Source organism: Flavilitoribacter nigricans DSM 23189 = NBRC 102662, from assembly GCF_002646595.1.
Classification (GTDB): domain Bacteria; phylum Bacteroidota; class Bacteroidia; order Chitinophagales; family Saprospiraceae; genus Flavilitoribacter; species Flavilitoribacter nigricans.
The window spans coordinates 152,761-170,428 of sequence record NZ_PDUD01000034.1 but is presented as its reverse complement, the minus strand read 5'-3'; the positions used below and the strand labels follow the sequence as shown (position 1 = coordinate 170,428).

Genomic DNA, 17,668 nt, shown 5'->3' with positions numbered 1-17,668 from the left:
ATTTGCCGATTTTAATCTGGATAATGAAGGCTTATAACTTAAACACGGCTTTAAAATGGTGCTGGTCCTTGAGTTCCTCGTAACTGCCGGAAGCAATGATGTTTCCGTCCTGCATAATGATGATGCGGTCGCATCGCTGGGCCAGTAGGGGATCGTCGGATATTGCCAGCATCGTCCAGGTGCGATTCGGTGCGGTCAGGGAGTTGATCACCAGCTCGCGATCTCCTTTTTCCATTCCCGAGAAAAAGCCCTCTACGGTGAGCAGCAGCGGGTTGGCGAGGATAGAGCGGGCCAGCATCAGGCGGGTACGCATGTGGTGCGGAATGTTTCGCCCCTCGGGCAGTAATTCCGTATGGTAAGCATCAGGCAGGGAGGCGATGAATTCATGAAGGCCGAGTTCCTGCGCTGCAGAGATGACCTCTTCGATCGAAACACTCGGGTGCCCCAGGGTGATATTTTCCAGAATACTGCCTTTGAAAATGTCCTCATATACAGAGTAATCGCCGATGTATTTGCGCAGGCTTCCCAGGTTGAGATTATTGACCGGGAATCCGTTGAAACACAGCTGGCCCGAAAAATCGGTTAACAGCCCGGAAATTACCCTCATCAGCGTAGCGCGGCCGGATCGGTTGTAGCCGGCAATGACAACTTTCTCGCCGGAACGGACTTCCAGGTCCAGTCCCCTAAGCGTCGGTGAACGCGCATCGGGAAACTGAAAGTGAAGATTGCGCAGTGATATGGAAAGTCCTTCGTTTTCCTGCAGATCGGTGAAGGTCATATCACCTTCTTTTTCCAGTGGAATATCCGTGACTTTCCCCAGTTTTTCCACACTTGTGAGCACATCGTAGACCACATCCATATTGATGATCAACTTCTCAACCGCAGCGATCACCAGAATGATGACGATCTCCGCGGCAACGAATTGTCCGATATTGATCTGATTTTCGATCACCAGGTATCCACCCAGCAAGAGCAGACTTGCCGTAATGATGGTCTTAAAAGCCACGATACTACCGTACTGCATCAACAGGATCCGGAAGTGCTTGCTACGGGCAAACAGGTAATTACTCACCAGGTTGTCGGTCTTATTGAGCGCCATGGTGTCATTACCGGCCAGCTTGAAGGTATTGACCGCCCGGGCCTGTTCTTCCAGCCAGTAAGCTACCTCGTATTTGTAATCGGACTCCTTGAGGCTGGTCCTTAACCCCTGAGGCCCGGTATACCGGACGATCAGGTAGAATAATACCAGCAGGAAAGCTCCGAAAAACACAAAGAACGGATGGTAAAACGCAATGAGCACCAGCCCGAAAAGGATCTGCAGGGCAGCGGCCGAAAGCTCTACAATGATCTTCGGTAAGCCCTTTTGGAGGGTCACTGTATCGAAAAATCGGTTAACCAGTTCCGGCGGATAATAGTTGGCCAGTGAGTTCAATTTCATGCGGGGCAGCCGGTAGGAAAAGTCAAAAGCCGAGCGGGCGAATACCCGTCGCTGAATGGTCTCCATAACCGATAACTGCATCACCTTCAGTATGCCCGCGAAAGCGGTGCCAACCGTTACTATGGCAACCAGCACGAACAGCGAAGCCGAAAGGCTGCCGCCCGCAATGAGTCCGATGATCGCTTGTACTCCCAACGGCAGACTCAGGGTGATCAATCCGGAAATGATCGCGTAAATGTAAACGTAGGTGATGTCTTTTCGATCCAGTTTCAGTAAACTGAAAAACCGTTGGTGTGGTTTCATCTTAGGAGTAGGTGTGGCAACCATAATATATAGTTAGTAAGACTTTGTGTTATAATAGTAAAACTATCATGTAGTTACATCTATCTGAACGCATAAATTCGTTTAAGGTTTGCGTAATGACGATTTTTTGCAGAAAAAAAATAGAGCCGGTCGTATTTTCTTTACCGGAATATATTGATCTGCAGGGCCTAACCGTTCCCAGTACCTTAAACAAATTTTTTCTGTAATTGATAACAGCCCGGATCGGCGATTGTAAAGATCTTTGCTCGAATTCAATGTCGATCGGATGCCCGGGCCGGGAATGTTCTGCTAAAATAACGCGCTGCACGGTATGGAATATTGATTTTCCGCACTTTGGGGCAAATTCTTCCTGAGAAATCTTTGATGGGTAGCCGGGCGTACTTTATACGCTACCTGACGCCTTTTGCCGAATTTCATTCTAAGCATTCGCCGAAGTGGGCGGTGTTCGTTTTAGCACTTACCCCATATTCCGCTTTTTCCAAGCGTAAGCGCCTGATTTACTGTTTCCTTTTGACAATTATCTGATAGTCAGAATTTGCATTTTTCTTTTGATTATCAAGACAAAAGCCTATTTTTGCGCTGGTTTTTAGAAAGCCCTTCGAAAACGGCACTAGGTGCTGTTGGAGTTGTGAGTCCGGAAGGCCGGAGTGGATAGCGGTTGATTTTTAATGGCTTCCATTCGATTTTCGGCCCTGGATTTGTAACGTCAAGACTAGCTGACAATCAAAATACAGTTCAAATAATAATATCAGTATGGCAAATATCGGTCAGGTAAAACAGGTGATCGGGCCTGTAGTTGACGTAAGTTTTTCGGCAGAAGGCTCTGCACTTCCCGAGATCTTCAATGCACTTGAAATTATTCGTCCGAACGGAGAAAAATTGGTTCTTGAGGTGCAGCAGCACCTGGGAGAGGATAGTGTTCGGGCCATCGCAATGGATTCTACCGACGGACTTACCCGCGGTACTAAAGTAACCGACACCGGCCTCGCCATCGCGATGCCTACCGGTGAAGCGATCAAAGGACGTCTGTTTAACGTGGTGGGAGAAGCCATCGACGGTATGCCGAACGTACCTAAGGGTGAAAATGCCCGTCCGATCCACGCCAAGCCGCCTACCTACGAAGAACTTTCTACTGAGAAAGAGGTACTGTATACCGGTATTAAAGTGATCGACCTGATCGAGCCTTACATGAAAGGGGGTAAGATCGGTTTGTTCGGTGGTGCTGGTGTAGGTAAGACCGTACTGATCCAGGAATTGATCAACAACATTGCCAAAGGATACGACGGTATTTCCGTATTTGCCGGTGTGGGTGAGCGTACGCGTGAAGGGAATGACCTGATGCGGGAGATGCTGGAAGCCGGTATTATCAAATACGGCGAACACTTTATGGAATCTATGGAGCAAGGCGGCTGGGACCTCAGTAAGGTTGATGCCGAAGAGCTGAAAGAATCCAAAGCGACTTTCGTGTTCGGTCAGATGAACGAACCTCCGGGAGCACGTGCACGGGTGGCACTTTCCGGACTGACGATCGCCGAATACTACCGTGACGGGGACATGAGCGACCCGACCGGTGGCCGTGATATCCTGTTCTTTATCGATAACATTTTCCGTTTCACGCAGGCTGGTTCTGAAGTGTCTGCACTCTTGGGCCGGATGCCTTCAGCGGTAGGTTACCAACCTACACTGGCTACCGAGATGGGTCTGATGCAGGAACGGATTACTTCTACCAAGCGCGGTTCCATTACCTCCGTACAGGCAGTATACGTACCTGCGGATGACTTGACGGACCCCGCCCCCGCAACCACTTTTGCTCACCTTGATGCTACTACGGTACTTAGCCGTAAAATTGCTTCTCTGGGTATCTACCCGGCAGTGGATCCTCTGGATTCTACCAGCCGTATCCTGGATCCGGCAATCGTTGGTGATGAGCACTACCGCACCGCTCAGCGCGTGAAAAACATTCTGCAGCGTTACAACGAATTGCAGGATATCATCGCGATCCTGGGTATGGAAGAATTGTCTGACGAAGATAAGCTGGTCGTTACCCGCGCCCGCCGGGTACAGCGTTTCCTTTCTCAGCCTTTCCACGTGGCCGAACAGTTCACCGGTCTGCAGGGAGTACTGGTACCCATCGAAGAAACGATCCGTGGTTTCAACATGATCATGGACGGAGAAGTAGATGAGTATCCGGAAGCCGCCTTCAACCTGAAAGGTAACATCGATGATGCGATCGAAGCAGGTAAGAAGTTGCTGGCTGACGCCGAAGCGAATGCATAACGATTAGGCGAAGGCCGAATCGTAGTCGTCAGTCTCAGTCGGCGAAAGATTGAGCTTAGGCCGGATGAGGCTGGCGAAAAATATATTATTTAGTTCAGGTTGCGCTACCAGAGCGGGTAAGTACCGGAAATAAAGACCTGCCGGCAAAGGTAGCCACCGAGATATTATCGAAGATCGATTATGACAATTACGGTATTAACTCCGGATCGCCAAATTTTCAATGGCAATATCACTTCTGTGAAAGTGCCCGGTACGCTGGGTGAATTCCAGGTACTCAAAGGCCACGCGCCCATCGTGTCTTCTCTGGAAGCCGGGAAAGTGAGCCTGGTGACCGCAGACGGTGAGCACCGTGTTTTCGATGAAGCCAGTGGTACACTGCATACGGCAGCCGATGCCGGCAAAAAGATCACCTTTCAGATCGGTGGCGGTTTCATCGAAGTGTTGAACGACGAAGTTTCACTGTTGGTGCGGGGAGTGAAAGAAGTAGTGAAGTAACCGACAGTTGAAGAGATACATAAAAAGATCCCGGATCTTCCATTTTGGAGGATTCGGGATCTTTGTTTTTGGGAATATGCTCCGGCAACTCCCGCCGGAGAAATGCCGTCTCGGTCAGTTGGATTTCTTCACGTATTTCGTCAGAATGACGATCTGTTGCCCCTCTACCTTACCTTCGATCTGTTCGGCATTATCCGGTACCAGCCGGATGCGACGCACGGCGGTGCCCCTTTTGGCCGTAAAATTGGCCCCTTTTACGTTGAGGTCCTGAATGAGCGTAACGGTATCGCCGGCTTCGAGCTGATTGCCGTTGCTATCCAGGTGGATCACGCTATTGCTGCCGGCCTGGGCCCACTCCAGGGTCGCTTCGTCCAGATACATCATATTCAGCAGATCGGCGGCCCAGTCCGTTCCGCTTAACTGCTTCAGCAAACGGTAAACGACAACCTGTACCGCCGGTACCTGCGACCACATGCTTTCGTTCAGGCAGCGCCAGTGTTCGGGCTGTAGCTGGTCCGGATTTTCGAGCTGATCCAGGCAGACCGGGCATACGGCCACCTGATCGTCGGGATTTTCTCCGGAGCGCGGTGGCACGGTGTAGGCCTCCAGAGGCTCGGTAGCGGAGCAGAGTTCGCATTTGGATTCGGAACGATCGATCAATTCGGATGGTAAGGACATTTTCGTGTATTTGAGCCAAGCAATAAATTCGCGCGAATTTAGTGATCTTCTGACTGGATCGGGCGGCAAACCCAATTTTATTTTGAGACTCCGGCTGGACTGGAAGGCAAAAATGCCCTAGCTTAGCGCTATGTTCGAACAGGCCTTTCAGCAAATATCCATCCGGCACGATGTCTTTTCTTACCTGATCGCCTTCGGCGCGTTTTACGGCCTCTACCTCGCAGTGCTCATTTTTATCCGGAATCGCGGGAGCAACAACCAGGCGAATACTTTGCTGGGCGCCCTGCTGCTGTGTATCGGACTGGCTCTGGCCGATCTCTTCCTGGGCTATACGGGCCTCATGAAATACACGATCCATCTGAATGATACGACCGAAAGTCTCGTACTATTGATGTTCCCGCTGGTTCACCTGATCCTACTGGCGATCATTCGCCGGGAAAAGATCCAACTGCGCACCCACTACCAGCATTTTCTAATCCCGGTGTTCTATTTTCTTTACGAGTGGCTGTACTTTATCCAGCCCCGGGAGATCAAGATGAACGCCCATATCGGGGCTTTTCATCAGGGAGAGATCGACTATATCCGGGCCCAGTGGATCATCGATCCGCATTGGATGTGGCTCAAGGAAAACTTTCGCCTGCTGATCTACCTGATGGGGACTATGTATCTGATCCTTGGTTTTCGCCTGGTCTCCCGTGCTATTCGGGAAGGTCAGCTATCCCTTTTCAAGATCCGGCAAAAGAGCAAGCTGCGGTATGTGCGCAACCTGATCCTGGTTACCGTTCTTTTCCTGCTGGCCATTATCGTGGTCTATTTCAATTACGAGACCGATGCCGGCGATCATTATATTGGAGTGGTACTGGCCTACGGCGTGTTGGCGATCGGATCTTTCATTACCAGCGAATCGCGCATTTTTGAAAATGCCTGGATCGCGGATAAGTACGAAACTTCCGGTATGGCCTCCGAGCACCGCACGGTATTGGAAAAACTCCGTCGCCTGTTAGCGGATGATCCCTGTTATCTGCAGCCGGATTGCTCCCTCAAAACCCTGGCGCAAAAACTGAATATTCCCGCCAATTATCTTTCCCAAAGTATCAATACCGAGCTGAGCCAGAACTTTAATGAATTTATCAATACTTACCGCATCGAAGCGGCACAATTGCGTTTGCTTGATCCGGACTACCAACATCTCAATATCGAAGGTATCGGCAATTCGGTGGGCTTTAGATCCAAATCGGCTTTTTACGCCGCATTTAAGAAACAGACCCAACTGACGCCCAGTCAGTTTGTGAAGCAACAGCGGGGATAATTACCTTACCGGACTTTTTTTAAAAATAGGCGGATAGGGACCGGAAGACCCGGAGAAAGGGAAAGGGCATTGCTTTTCTCACCTTCTCCGAGTCTCCTGGTCACCCTCTCATTCTCATTTCATCCAGTAGCCAGGGAGATAGTTCTCACCGAACTATCCTGTAAATCGGAAAAAGACCCGGATTTCCCTCCATTCCCGTTCGAAATTGCAATTCTGCACTTCCGTACGCCCCAATTTCTGGCATTTTCCCCTTTCTCCCCGCTCCTTTGTGATCAAAAAAAACAGAAAATGGAAACAAAGATTAGACGGTACGACCTCGACTGGATCCGGGTAATTGTCTTCGGATTACTTATTTTTTTTCACATCGGCATGTTCTTCAATTCCTGGGGCTGGCACATCAAGAACAATGTGATCTACGACTGGCTGTATTTACCGATGGGTTTCTTGAGCCAATGGCGCCTGACGGCCTTATTCCTGATCTCGGGCATGGGCACCTATTTCGCCTTATCGTATCGATCGGGTAAGGTTTTTGCCCGGGAGCGACTGATCCGCCTGGGGATCCCGTTCTTATTTGGCACCCTGGTGTTGATCGCGCCGCAGGTTTACGTGGAACGATTAGTGGAAGGGCAGTTCACCGGCAGTTATTTTGAATTTTATCCGATAGAATTTTTCAAGGGCATCTATCCCACGGGTAACTTCAGTTGGCATCATTTGTGGTTTTTACCCTACCTGCTCACGTACACCCTGCTGCTGGCGCCGCTGTTTCTGTACTTTCGCCGACACCCGGAGAACCGCTTTTTGAACTGGTGCCGAAAGCAGATCCGGAAAAAATATGGATTGTTCCTCTTCATCATTCCGCTGTACTTTCCGGAGGCCTTCATCGAGCCTTTTTTCAACGTCACCCACGCCTATTACGGGGACTGGTTTGCCCACGCTCATTACGGCATCATTTTCTTTTACGGTTTTCTCTTTATGCTGCTGCGGGAGGATTTCTGGGCCGCGCTGGATCGCCTGAAGCAACCGGCACTGATCATCGGATTGGTCACGTTCAGCCTGCTGGCGGGAGTATTCTGGCAAATTGAAGATGGGGTAATTGTGCATTTTACCGAAGCAGCCGTTAAGGTGACGAACTGTTTCATGTGGCTGGTCGTCATATTCGGATATGGCGCCAAATACCTCAACCGGCCAAGTCCGCTACTGGCGTATTGCAACCGGGCGGTGTATCCCTTTTACATTTTTCACCAGACCCTGATCATTATTTTTGCTTATTTCCTGATCGAAAAGGAATGGTCTCTGGGCGTGAAATTCACGATCCTTACAGTGGCCACCTTCTTTTCCTGCTGGGGATTGTACGAACTGGTCAGGCGGTTCAAATTAGGCCGAATCCTGTTCGGCATCAAAGAGAAAAAAGCCGTTGAAACCGTTCCGGAACCCAAAGTACAACTGGATCCGCAGCTCACCTAGCGCTGATCTAATTGCCGGCGAGGGCTGTGGCACATGGATTGAAAATTGTCCGGCCCTTCGCCCGACTTTCGGTCAATCGTTTACTGGTCTCGGTAATCTACGGCTTCAATGTCACCCGACGGGCCTACAACATTCGTCTCTTTGCCCGGGATCTGATCCGTATTGTGGGCGGAAATGCAGATCCAGCCCGCTTCCCGTCGCTGGACCACAAAAGAAAAGATATTAAAACGTACCCCGGGCTGGTCGACCATTCCGTGGGCGGTCTGCCCGCTCAGACGCATCCGGGAGTAGACGATGGCGAAGTCTTCGGATAACTCCCTTACTTTGGTCTGGCGGATCTCCAAATGGGAATGATCAAAAATATGCTTCAGGCCGTAATCGTGTGCTTTGAAGATCGCCTGCCGATCGTGCCACCAGAGGCCGACGACATTGATGAATTCGGCATCTTCGCTAAACAGGCCGGCAATGGCCTCGGCTTTCCGCTCGTTCCAGGCTTGTGCGAAGTGTTCCGGTAGCGCTGCGGGCTCCCGAAAATAGATAGGAGGAATGGAGGTCATAGGCATTTGCGTATTTCAACTGTCCAATCAACAGCACAATAGTCGATTTGTTTCTTATCTTCTCTGCGGAAAACGATGACGTCTAAATACTCAATCATGAAGTATCCCTTATTGCTCGCCGTACTGTTATTAGGCAGCTGCCGATCGTCCGAACCGGAAGAACCGGAGGATCGCTTTGCCCAGGTCCAGGATTTGCAGGCCCGCGCGATCATCCGGGAAGCGATCGCCTACGCCGGCGGCATGGACCGCTGGGAAGCCATCCGCCGCCTGCAGTATTCCAAAGATTTTAGTTTGTTGCTGGAGTCAGGGGAGGAAGAGCGCCGGTACGAGCAGGTGCACGATTACCGCTATGATCCCCTGAAGCTGGAAATCGTTTCGATTGAAAATGGAGATACCATCCGGACGATACTCGACAACGATCGCTATACCCGCACCGTGAATGACACGCTGGTGGAAGCATCCCAGGAAAGTTTGGAGCAGGCGGTCAATACATCTACCTACGTAGTGGGACTGCCGTTCAAATTACTGGACCCCGGTTCCCGCCTGGAATATCGGGGTGAGCAGACGCTAGCAGACGGACGCGTGGTGGATGTCATTCAGGTCAACTACGATGCGGACGCCCAGGACAATCACGCCACTTCGGATATATGGCGATACTATTTCGACCGCCCGGATCGCAAGATCGTAGCCAATTGGGTGAAAACCAGTGATCACTTCAGTCTGGTAGAAAACCTGACCTACGAGCGGGTAGGGGGTATCCTTTTTAATAAAGCGAGAAAAAGCTATCGCATAGACAGCCTGGGCAACAAGTTGTACCTCCGGGCCGATTATCTGTACGGTGATTACCGGGTAGAATAAAGGTCCTGGGCTGAGGTCATCGATGCAGTGTCGAATACGCCAGAGTCTCTTGGGTATGTCCGTTGCGAGACGCTTGGCCCCGGAGGATCGATAACCAACATTTACATTTGAACAATTTCGGGGAGTGAACGTATCCTTTAGAAATCATCTGAATAAGCATGTCTATTTCCAGTGTCCAGAAATATCGCTATCAGGAGCCGCTGACTACCGGCACACCTACTTTTTTTGAGGTACAGCGCATCCAACTGGAAACTAGTTGTGTGGCCAATCACAACCATCGTGCGGATCATTACCAGATCTATTTCCTGGAGGAAGGCATGGGCAAGTATCAGATCGACTTCCAGGATGTGGAGATCAATGGCGCCGGGATATTTTGTTTATCTCCCGGTCAGGTGCTTACCGTTGAATCCGAAGCGGTAAAATCCGGCTATCAGATCGGTTTCAACCGGGAATTTTACTGCGTGGAGACCCATGGCAAAGAGATTGCCTGCAATGGGGTGCTGTTCAACAATGTGCACCGGGCCACTACGCTGCAGTTGTCTCCGGCGGAAGCCGCGCCCTACCAGCTGTTGCTCAGCAATATGATCCGCGAACTGGAAAAACCCGGTAAAGCGCACCGGGAAATGCTGGAGACCTACCTACGGATGTTCCTGATCGAAGTCTTACGAATGTACGATGAACGCGCCGGTTGGACCGGGGAGGCCAATGATTCGGAAAGCCGTCTGGCGGAGGATTTCATCGCTCTGGTGGAAAAACACTTCCGTACCATTCACGCCGTTTCCGATTATGCGGAAAAATTATTCGTTTCGCCCAAATCCTTAGCCAAACGTCTCAAAGCGCACGGCTATAAAACACCTACCGAAACCATCCGGGACCGGATCGTGCTGGAAGCCAAACGCGATCTGCGCTACACCGCGAAGACCATCAAGGAGATCGCATTCGAACTGGGTTTTGAAGACCCCGCCTATTTTACCCGCTATTTCAAAAAGGCCGCCTCGGAATCTCCCCAGGCCTACCGGGATACTTACCAGAATGATCGCGTAATTTCCTAGTCCGGACTCTTCTGCCGGCCCGATTATACCTATTTGTCCAAGTGTCGGGAACTTCTGTCCATTCTATCCGCTTGTTTTTGCCTGCATCTTTGCATTGTCAATTATGACAAAGTAATCAAAAACAAGATCATCATGAGAACGATAAAAAATGCAGCCGACTTCCAAGCCATCACCGAAAGCGGCAAACCTGTACTGCTGGATTTCTACGCCGATTGGTGCGGTCCTTGTCAGGTATTGCTGCCGACCGTGGAAAAACTGGCCGAAAAGCACGCCGATGATTTTATCATCGCCAAAGTGAATGTGGATAAGTACCCCGAGCTGGCTCAGCAATTCGGTGTCCGCAGTATTCCAGCGCTGTTCTTCCTGCAAAATGGAGAAGTACAGGAAAGCCTGGTGGGCGTCCAAACCGAAACTGCTCTGGAGAATAAGATCCGTGAGTATTCGGTCACTGCTTAGTCCGGCATCACCCGACAAATCACTATAGGCCAGTTCAGTGACTGAGGACCTATGGTTTGTTTAAAGTTTGATTAGGTATTACTATGTGATTGTTAAAGAGGGGCGGGACTAAAGTGCCCGCCCTATTTTCTCATCCTTGCCGCCGGTAAATTGAGTCGGTGTAACGACCGACCGGGATACAATCGGCCAATTCCTTAAAAATCGAAGATCATGTCTGTTCAAAAATGGATCAATAACCTGCTTACGCCCAATCTGGCCATCTGTGAGATCAATGACTGTCCGAACTGTTGGGGATTTTCTCAGTGGGATAAAGAAGTACCGGCTTATTTCAATCTGGATAAAGGGCAATGTGCCGAGATTAACAGCCGTAATGGATTTATCCGGCGGTTTGTAAAGAAATACATCGGCTACCGGCGCTTGTAAAAGAGCGCCGGTTAGGAGATCTCGTAAGAGTCTCGAATAAAGCGGAGCACCTTTGCGTTGATCTCCGCTTCCCGTTGTAGTCGAATGTGATTTTCGTACTTGCTGTTCCAGGGGATGGATTTCACGATCGGAAATTCATGACAGACCTCCGTCAGGTAGAATTTTAGGTTTACCTGGTTTTTCAGAGGTTTTAATACCAGAAAGGTCTTATTGCGCACAAAGACCACGCAGTTTTTGGTCGGACTGAAAGAAACCCCCTCCCAGCCGATCAGTTCCGCCAGAATAGTGTCGGCAATCAATACCACTTCATCACTCTTACCCACAAAAAGACTGTCGAGATCCACCTTGCGGCAATAATGCCAGGCGTTCGGGTGAGGTAAGGTCCTTTCGCATTTGGGGCAAATATTCATGAGGAAATATGGTTTATGGTAAAATTGAGCTACCTTATCTAACTTTCTGTACTCAATAAGGTTGAGCGATCTGCCCATTAAACCGGCAGACGCCATCCTGCCGTCAAATACTTTGCTCATGTCCTACGATCAACTCTTTCAAATTGCCAATGCCATGGTGCTGCCGGGCTGGTTACTGCTGATCATTGCCCCCAAATGGCAATGGACCAGCCGCATTGTCATCAGTATCATCATTACGCTATTGGCAGCCTTGTACGTTTATCTGGTATTTGGCAGTATCAGCTTTGGAGACTTCGAAAGTTTTGGTAGTCTGGAAGGCATCATCCAGTTGTTCGGAGATCGGGGAGCGGTGCTGACCGGCTGGGTACATTATCTGGCCTTTGATCTGCTGGCGGGTTGGTTTATTACCTTTGATGCGATGCGAAAGGGCATCAATCGCTATTTGATCATCCCGTGTTTGTTATTTACTTTTATGTTGGGGCCTTCGGGACTGCTGCTGTATCTGATCCTGCACTGGATCGTAACCAGGAATTACTTTATCGATTGGACGCAGTCTTCCTAGAATATTCCGACAGCTTTCGCGACGTCGTAAGAAGACAACAGTCCGTATCATTGCGATACCCGGAAAAAATGCCCGTACCGGCTGGGCGTAGTTACTCAACAATCCTTTTTTCTTATGATCAGACCGTACCGGCTTGAAGACAAACCAGTTTTGCTCGAACTACTGAGACTCAATATCCCCCGATATTTTGCCCCTTCCGAGGAGCAGGATTTTGTGGAATACCTCGATCAGCACCTGGAAAGTTACTTCGTAGTGGAAGAAGACGGGCAACTGATCGGAGCGGGCGGTATCAATTACACACCGGACGGTACCGAGGCCCGGATCTCATGGGATTTTCTGCATCCCAACTGGCAGCGGCGGGGGATCGGAAAAAAGCTCATTCTGCACCGGATCGCGGAGATCAAAAAAGATCCGGATATTCGGGCAATTACGGTCCGGACCTCCCAACTTGCCTATACTTTCTACCAAAAAATGGGCTTTGAGCTATTGAAGACCGAAAAGGATTTTTGGGCGGAAGGCTTTGACCTGTACGAGATGAAATTAGTGGTACAGTAGCATAGGAAAAAAACTTAAAGTGATCCCGGCAATTGGAAGATTTCCAATGATTGGCGTTCTTTAGGGAATATTTGAAAACAGAACCCATGATCTACAATCTTCCGCATACCCGCCAGTTTGATGAAAACACCGCAGTCTGCTACAATTCGGATTTTACCGTTGCCGTACCCGTGGTGAAAAACGTCTGTTATTTCAACGAAGCGGACTTTTTTTCCGAAAAACTCCTGCGCCAAAAATGTGAAGACCTACTGCGCGCCAGCGCCGGATTTGAGCAGGAATACGAAAATTTTGTGCGGCAGAAAGCCCGCCGTCCGAGTTACGATATATACGCCTGTTTTCAGTCGTTCAACGAAGCCTGCAAGGCCTTTTTTCCGTTTATCAAATTACTGCAAAAGAAGCTGCCCGCCGGGGCCACCATTCTCAATCTGTGGGATCGTACCGGCTGGCTGGGCGCTTTACTGCAGGGTTTTTTTCCCGAACAAAGGGTGATCACCCTATGGGAAGGGGACAAGGATGTACTGGGTTACAAAGGTTTTCATTTCTGGTATCAGGACGAAGTGGCGCGCCGCGAAATGGAGGTCGGTTTTGCCAATCTGAACAAACCCCTGCCATTTGAGGATGATAGCGTGGCCCTGGTCTTTGGGCTCGATACCTTTCATCGTTTCGACCAGTCTTTGCTGTTGCAGGAATTGCTACGCATCACTCCGGAAAACGGAGCCATTCTTTTCCCGCACGTACACCTGAGCAATTCCGAACCGGAGCCCTTTTTTGAGCGGGGCTGCCGGCAACTACACGGTTTGGATTACGATGCCTTTTTCGGTCAGTTATTTGAGAATACCGGAAGGCAGGGCTTCGTGTTCCCCGAGCCGGAAATGTTTGCGCTGAACGAGCTATACGAGCAGCAACCCCATCCGATCGTTTCCCAACCGAATAGTCATCACTATAATGCAATGCTGGCCATTTTGCCCCAATCCTGGGCGGAATCAGAACAGCTGGAAGCCTATCGTTTTGCCGATCTGCAGGATCCGGAATCCTGCCATATCCTGGTCAATCCGCTCCTGCATATCGACTACAGCCGGCAACTGGTGCGCATCGACCGGGCCAAATATTCGGACCGGGTGGGCTACCTGCTGGATCGCCACCCGATCTATCTGGAAAAACTATCCAGAGCAGAAGATTACCGCTTATCGGGAGTGGCCGCAAAAGCGCTGTATCTGGCTGGTCAATTGTATACCGTACAGGAAATAGCGGCGGAACTGGAACTCCCCGTTGCCGATCTACTGCCAATTCTGCAGGATATGCAGGAACGGGATATTGTGCAATTGGTACCGGTCACCAAAGATCAGATGCGCCTGCAACAATACATCACCACCCAGGAATACGTTTTGCCGGAATCGCAACTCACTCTGACCGTCCTCTGGCAACGATCCGTTGCCCGGTACGGCGATGAACTCTTTCTGATCTCCGAGTGGGACGAAAGTGAATTTACCTACGCCGACTGCCAGGAGATCATCCGGCAGATCCGGCTAAAATTTGCGGCAGAAGGCTTGCAGCGGGGAGATCGGCTGGCGCTGATCACCATCAATAATTTCGAAGCGGTGCTCACTGTTCTGGCGGCGGTGCAAAGCGGCCTGGTCGTGGTACCGCTGGAATATAAGCTGGTACCTGCCACGGTTGCGCATATCCTGGAAGAGGTTAGGCCCCGGCTGACCTTTATCGACGAACACGTTGCCGGTGTTTTCGGGGACCTGCTGACCGACCAGCGGGTGGTTCAGTTTGACGGCGAACACGAGCCGGAGGCATTCGAATTGTTCTCGGACTGGCTGGCCGATCAGGAAGAAGATACCGCATTTCCTTCGGTGGAGGTGTCCCCCGGCGATCTGGCTGTGATCCTGTATACTTCGGGCTCCACCGGGATCCCGAAAGGTGTCATGCTTTCCCACGCACAATTAGTGAGAAGCAGCCGACTGGTCACGGAGAGTTTTCACTGGCAGACGAAAGACCGTTTCTTCGCCGTGGGTGAACTGGATGCGATGAGTGGGCTGCGGAATGCCTGTTTCGCACCCCTGGAAGTAGGAGCCGCCGTGGTGATCCCGACGGTGATGAGTAAAAGTAATATGTTCGGCCTGTGTGAAAGCATCGCTCAGCACCAGGCCACGATCCTGGGTACTACTCCGGCACTGCTCAATCAGATGGTCCAGTTCGAACGCCGGGTACGGGCGGATCTGACCAGCTTGCGCCAGGTGATCTGCACCGGTAGTGCGCTTTCCGTGGAACTCAAACAAGCCTTCCACGAAGCTTTCGGGATCGCAATCCTGAATTATTACGGCCTGACGGAAACTACCGGTATCTGCATCACCGAAAAAGAAGGAGCTGCGGACCTGAATAGCTCTACCATCGGGCGGGCCTGCGATTGCATTGCGCAGGTGGTCGATGAAAGCGGGGAGATCGTTGTGCCCGGTGCGGAGGGAGAGCTCCGGATCTTCAGCCGGAATATTATGCAGGGCTATTACCAAAGGGAAGAACTCACCCGCAGTGTGATTCGGAAAGGCTGGTTCTATACCGGCGATATCGCCACTATCGATGCCGCCGGTAACGTACAGCTAAAGGGGCGGAAGAGAGAGATCATCAAAACGGCCGACGGCCTGCTGGTGTATACGTCGGAGGTCGAACAGATACTGGAACGTTACCCTTCGGTGCAGGAAGCAGCAGTGGTGCCGGTGATCGAAGCAGAAAAAGAAAAAATGTTATCTTTCATCGTCCTGACCGAAGCGGTTACGGACCAAGAGCCCATCCGAATAGCACTCAAAAAATTCATTACGGAAAAGATCGGCGACCGGAATGTACCGGTTGAGATCCATTTTACCGATGCTTTGCCCCGTAATGCCAACGGCAAAGTATTGAAGACTGCATTAACGATATAATCCCGAGAGTAGTGTCAGATATTACAGAGATCTTCCAGCGGTTAGAGCAAAAATCCGTTCAGAATAAAACGTTTGCTCAATTAGAGAAAGCCTATTCCTACGCCGAACTTACCGATACGGTGCACCGCATCGGTGGGGTTTTCCAGGCTCAGGGCCTGACGATCGGCGACCGGGTCATTCTTTCCAGCCGGGATAATTTTGCCCTGGGCAGTCTGGTGCTGGCCGGCCTGCGCTACGGCATCACCGTGATCCTGATGGATCCCGATCTGGGTTCTATCCGGGCCGCGGAACTCATCGCGCTTTGTGCACCCAAAGGCTTCTTTGTGGATGCTTCCCTGGTCGATAAATGGGATCTGGAAAAAAAGGAAGGATTCCTTTTTCGGTGGGTGAAAAGAGCCAAAAAGAAAGGTACGCTCTTTAAAAAAATGCTCGGCGGTAAAAAGTCGACGGGAAAGGGAGAGCAATCCTTCCTGGAAACCCTGGCCGAAATGCCGAAAGCCGATTTCCCGGACCGGATCGATCCGGCGACCATCGCCTACATCCTCTTCACTTCGGGGACGACCTCGACGCCGAAGGCCGTACAGATCAGCCATAAGGCGTTGTGGGCCAATCTGGATACCATCACGCGGGTCTACGAGCTGGACGAGCATTCCCGGATTTTCAATATTCTCACCACCTATCATACCGATGGCATTATGCAGGGACCGGTACTGGCGGCTCTGAATACGGCCGGCTGGTACCATCCCATGGAATTTACCGTGGATCAGGTGCCCCGGATCTTCGATGCGATCTATAAATATCGGATCAGCCATTTCATTACCGTACCGACGATGCTTGCGTTCCTGCTGAAACTCGCCGAAGGTTATGAGGACAGTTTTAGTGGAGAGGAATTTCGGTATATCGTTACTTCAGCGGCGCCCTTTGAAGTGAAATTGTGGGAAGATTTTGAAAAGACCTTCCAGACCCGGGTGGTCAATAATTACGGGCTGACCGAAACGGTGGTCGGAGCGAGCTACAGCGGTCCGGAAGAGCAAACGCGGAAGGTCGGTACCATCGGTAAACCCATCGACTGTGTGTTCCGGATCGTTGATGATAAAGGACGGGAACTCGACTCCGGGGAGGCGGGGGAATTGCTGATCAAGGGAGATAATCTTCTGACGAATTACCTAAATAACGAAGAGGCCACCCGGCAGGCCCTACAAGATGGTTGGTTCCATACCGGGGATATCGCCGTGCGGGATGAAGAGGGATTTTATAAACTGGTAGGCCGGAAGAAAAACCTGGTGATCTCCGGCGGTATCAATATTCAGCCCGAAGAAGTCAGTGAGATCATCAATACCCATCCGGCGGTAGTGGAGTCGGTTTGTTTCGGCGTGCCGGATCCCGTATTCGGAGAAAACCTACACGCCTGTGTGGTCGGAGAAGCCGGTACGGACCTGGACGCGGTGGCGATCATCGAGCACTGCCGCACGCAACTCGAACCGGCCAAGATCCCCAAACAGGTCTTTTTCCTGAACGAACTGCCCAAAACGATCTCCGGGAAGATCAAGGTACGGGCCGTTCGCGAATTGCTGGAAAAGGAAGATGTTGCGGATGCTGTTCAGGGAGAAAGCCACCGGGAGGGCATTTTTGCCGCTGCCGCTGAGGCATTTAAAGTGCCCCGTCAACAGATCAATATCAACACTACGGCCGAAAACCTGGACGGTTGGGATTCTATGGCCCATCTGCTCTTTGTTACCAAATTGGAAGAACAATTCAAGATCCGGCTCAGCTCGAAGGAGATTATGGTCATGAGTACGATCCGGGAAGCGGAAAAGATCGTATCGCAGAAGGCCAGGTAAACGGTAATTACCCATTCAGATTAACGATCCAACTGCTAAACATTA

Annotated in this window: 16 protein-coding genes; 12 read left to right on the top strand and 4 right to left on the bottom strand. The window is 50.8% G+C overall.

Going from position 1 to position 17,668, the window contains the following annotated elements; genetic code table 11:
* Window positions 1-31: 31 nt before the first annotated feature.
* The gene (locus CRP01_RS29125; RefSeq protein ID WP_099153588.1) at window positions 32-1,741 is read right to left on the bottom strand and encodes a peptidase domain-containing ABC transporter; all 1,710 of its coding nucleotides are present in this window, start codon (window positions 1,739-1,741) and stop codon (window positions 32-34) included.
* A gap of 774 nt (window positions 1,742-2,515) precedes the next feature.
* Here CRP01_RS29125 and atpD point away from each other — a divergent pair.
* Window positions 2,516-4,039 (top strand): F0F1 ATP synthase subunit beta, encoded by a 1,524-nt coding sequence (gene atpD / locus CRP01_RS29120; protein ID WP_099153587.1) that lies wholly within the window; start codon window positions 2,516-2,518, stop codon window positions 4,037-4,039.
* A 180-nt stretch (window positions 4,040-4,219) separates the two neighbouring features.
* A complete protein-coding gene (locus tag CRP01_RS29115) occupies window positions 4,220-4,534 on the top strand; it encodes a F0F1 ATP synthase subunit epsilon (RefSeq protein WP_099153586.1) in 315 nt (104 codons plus the stop codon).
* 114 nt (window positions 4,535-4,648) lie between these two features.
* Here CRP01_RS29115 and CRP01_RS29110 read toward each other — a convergent pair whose 3' ends face one another.
* On the bottom strand, window positions 4,649-5,212 hold the full coding sequence (locus tag CRP01_RS29110; protein WP_099153585.1) for a PhnA domain-containing protein: 564 nt from the start codon (window positions 5,210-5,212) through the stop codon (window positions 4,649-4,651).
* Window positions 5,213-5,342: 130 nt separating this feature from the next.
* On the opposite strand from CRP01_RS29110, the gene CRP01_RS29105 reads away from it, so the two are divergent.
* Together CRP01_RS29105 and CRP01_RS29100 are read left to right on the top strand one after the other, a co-directional pair.
* Window positions 5,343-6,521 carry a helix-turn-helix domain-containing protein gene (locus CRP01_RS29105; RefSeq protein WP_099153584.1) on the top strand — a complete coding sequence of 393 codons (1,179 nt, stop codon included), beginning with the start codon at window positions 5,343-5,345 and terminating at the stop codon, window positions 6,519-6,521.
* Between the two features lie 288 nt (window positions 6,522-6,809).
* Complete coding sequence (locus CRP01_RS29100; protein ID WP_099153583.1) at window positions 6,810-7,985, top strand: acyltransferase family protein; 1,176 nt, start codon at window positions 6,810-6,812, stop codon at window positions 7,983-7,985.
* 80 nt (window positions 7,986-8,065) lie between these two features.
* Here CRP01_RS29100 and CRP01_RS29095 read toward each other — a convergent pair whose 3' ends face one another.
* The gene (locus CRP01_RS29095; protein ID WP_099153582.1) at window positions 8,066-8,542 is read right to left on the bottom strand and encodes a YybH family protein; all 477 of its coding nucleotides are present in this window, start codon (window positions 8,540-8,542) and stop codon (window positions 8,066-8,068) included.
* A gap of 96 nt (window positions 8,543-8,638) precedes the next feature.
* On the opposite strand from CRP01_RS29095, the gene CRP01_RS29090 reads away from it, so the two are divergent.
* The 4 genes from CRP01_RS29090 (at window position 8,639) to CRP01_RS29075 (ending at window position 11,331) form a co-directional block, all read left to right on the top strand.
* Window positions 8,639-9,400 carry a DUF6503 family protein gene (locus CRP01_RS29090; protein ID WP_099153581.1) on the top strand — a complete coding sequence of 254 codons (762 nt, stop codon included), beginning with the start codon at window positions 8,639-8,641 and terminating at the stop codon, window positions 9,398-9,400.
* A gap of 158 nt (window positions 9,401-9,558) precedes the next feature.
* Entirely contained in the window at window positions 9,559-10,452 is an 894-nt protein-coding gene (locus CRP01_RS29085) for an AraC family transcriptional regulator (RefSeq protein ID WP_099153580.1), read from the top strand.
* 132 nt (window positions 10,453-10,584) lie between these two features.
* On the top strand, window positions 10,585-10,908 hold the full coding sequence (trxA, locus tag CRP01_RS29080; RefSeq protein ID WP_099153579.1) for a thioredoxin: 324 nt from the start codon (window positions 10,585-10,587) through the stop codon (window positions 10,906-10,908).
* 210 nt (window positions 10,909-11,118) lie between these two features.
* Window positions 11,119-11,331, top strand: coding sequence for a hypothetical protein (locus CRP01_RS29075; RefSeq protein WP_099153578.1), 213 nt, complete (start codon window positions 11,119-11,121; stop codon window positions 11,329-11,331).
* Window positions 11,332-11,342: 11 nt separating this feature from the next.
* Here the strand turns inward: CRP01_RS29075 and CRP01_RS29070 are convergent, their stop codons facing one another.
* On the bottom strand, window positions 11,343-11,741 hold the full coding sequence (locus CRP01_RS29070; protein ID WP_143473576.1) for a DUF5655 domain-containing protein: 399 nt from the start codon (window positions 11,739-11,741) through the stop codon (window positions 11,343-11,345).
* A gap of 118 nt (window positions 11,742-11,859) precedes the next feature.
* Here CRP01_RS29070 and CRP01_RS29065 point away from each other — a divergent pair, with 118 nt between their 5' ends.
* From CRP01_RS29065 to CRP01_RS29050, 4 genes are all read left to right on the top strand, one after another.
* Window positions 11,860-12,303 (top strand): ABA4-like family protein, encoded by a 444-nt coding sequence (locus tag CRP01_RS29065; RefSeq protein WP_099153576.1) that lies wholly within the window; start codon window positions 11,860-11,862, stop codon window positions 12,301-12,303.
* Between the two features lie 114 nt (window positions 12,304-12,417).
* A complete protein-coding gene (locus tag CRP01_RS29060; RefSeq protein WP_099153575.1) occupies window positions 12,418-12,858 on the top strand; it encodes a GNAT family N-acetyltransferase in 441 nt (146 codons plus the stop codon).
* A gap of 86 nt (window positions 12,859-12,944) precedes the next feature.
* Window positions 12,945-15,782 (top strand): class I adenylate-forming enzyme family protein, encoded by a 2,838-nt coding sequence (locus CRP01_RS29055; RefSeq protein ID WP_099153574.1) that lies wholly within the window; start codon window positions 12,945-12,947, stop codon window positions 15,780-15,782.
* An 11-nt stretch (window positions 15,783-15,793) separates the two neighbouring features.
* Window positions 15,794-17,623: an AMP-binding protein gene (locus tag CRP01_RS29050; protein WP_099153573.1), complete on the top strand. Its 1,830-nt coding sequence runs from the start codon at window positions 15,794-15,796 to the stop codon at window positions 17,621-17,623.
* Window positions 17,624-17,668: the final 45 nt, after the last annotated feature.

What these genes read in the sequence shown, in the direction of transcription:
- CRP01_RS29125 (WP_099153588.1), bottom strand. Translation starts at nt 1,741, where the DNA reads ATGAAACCACACCAACGGTTTTTCAGTTTACTGAAACTGGATCGAAAA.
- atpD (WP_099153587.1), top strand. Translation starts at nt 2,516, where the DNA reads ATGGCAAATATCGGTCAGGTAAAACAGGTGATCGGGCCTGTAGTTGAC.
- CRP01_RS29115 (WP_099153586.1), top strand. Translation starts at nt 4,220, where the DNA reads ATGACAATTACGGTATTAACTCCGGATCGCCAAATTTTCAATGGCAAT.
- CRP01_RS29110 (WP_099153585.1), bottom strand. Translation starts at nt 5,212, where the DNA reads ATGTCCTTACCATCCGAATTGATCGATCGTTCCGAATCCAAATGCGAA.
- CRP01_RS29105 (WP_099153584.1), top strand. Translation starts at nt 5,343, where the DNA reads ATGTTCGAACAGGCCTTTCAGCAAATATCCATCCGGCACGATGTCTTT.
- CRP01_RS29100 (WP_099153583.1), top strand. Translation starts at nt 6,810, where the DNA reads ATGGAAACAAAGATTAGACGGTACGACCTCGACTGGATCCGGGTAATT.
- CRP01_RS29095 (WP_099153582.1), bottom strand. Translation starts at nt 8,542, where the DNA reads ATGACCTCCATTCCTCCTATCTATTTTCGGGAGCCCGCAGCGCTACCG.
- CRP01_RS29090 (WP_099153581.1), top strand. Translation starts at nt 8,639, where the DNA reads ATGAAGTATCCCTTATTGCTCGCCGTACTGTTATTAGGCAGCTGCCGA.
- CRP01_RS29085 (WP_099153580.1), top strand. Translation starts at nt 9,559, where the DNA reads ATGTCTATTTCCAGTGTCCAGAAATATCGCTATCAGGAGCCGCTGACT.
- trxA (WP_099153579.1), top strand. Translation starts at nt 10,585, where the DNA reads ATGAGAACGATAAAAAATGCAGCCGACTTCCAAGCCATCACCGAAAGC.
- CRP01_RS29075 (WP_099153578.1), top strand. Translation starts at nt 11,119, where the DNA reads ATGTCTGTTCAAAAATGGATCAATAACCTGCTTACGCCCAATCTGGCC.
- CRP01_RS29070 (WP_143473576.1), bottom strand. Translation starts at nt 11,741, where the DNA reads ATGAATATTTGCCCCAAATGCGAAAGGACCTTACCTCACCCGAACGCC.
- CRP01_RS29065 (WP_099153576.1), top strand. Translation starts at nt 11,860, where the DNA reads ATGTCCTACGATCAACTCTTTCAAATTGCCAATGCCATGGTGCTGCCG.
- CRP01_RS29060 (WP_099153575.1), top strand. Translation starts at nt 12,418, where the DNA reads ATGATCAGACCGTACCGGCTTGAAGACAAACCAGTTTTGCTCGAACTA.
- CRP01_RS29055 (WP_099153574.1), top strand. Translation starts at nt 12,945, where the DNA reads ATGATCTACAATCTTCCGCATACCCGCCAGTTTGATGAAAACACCGCA.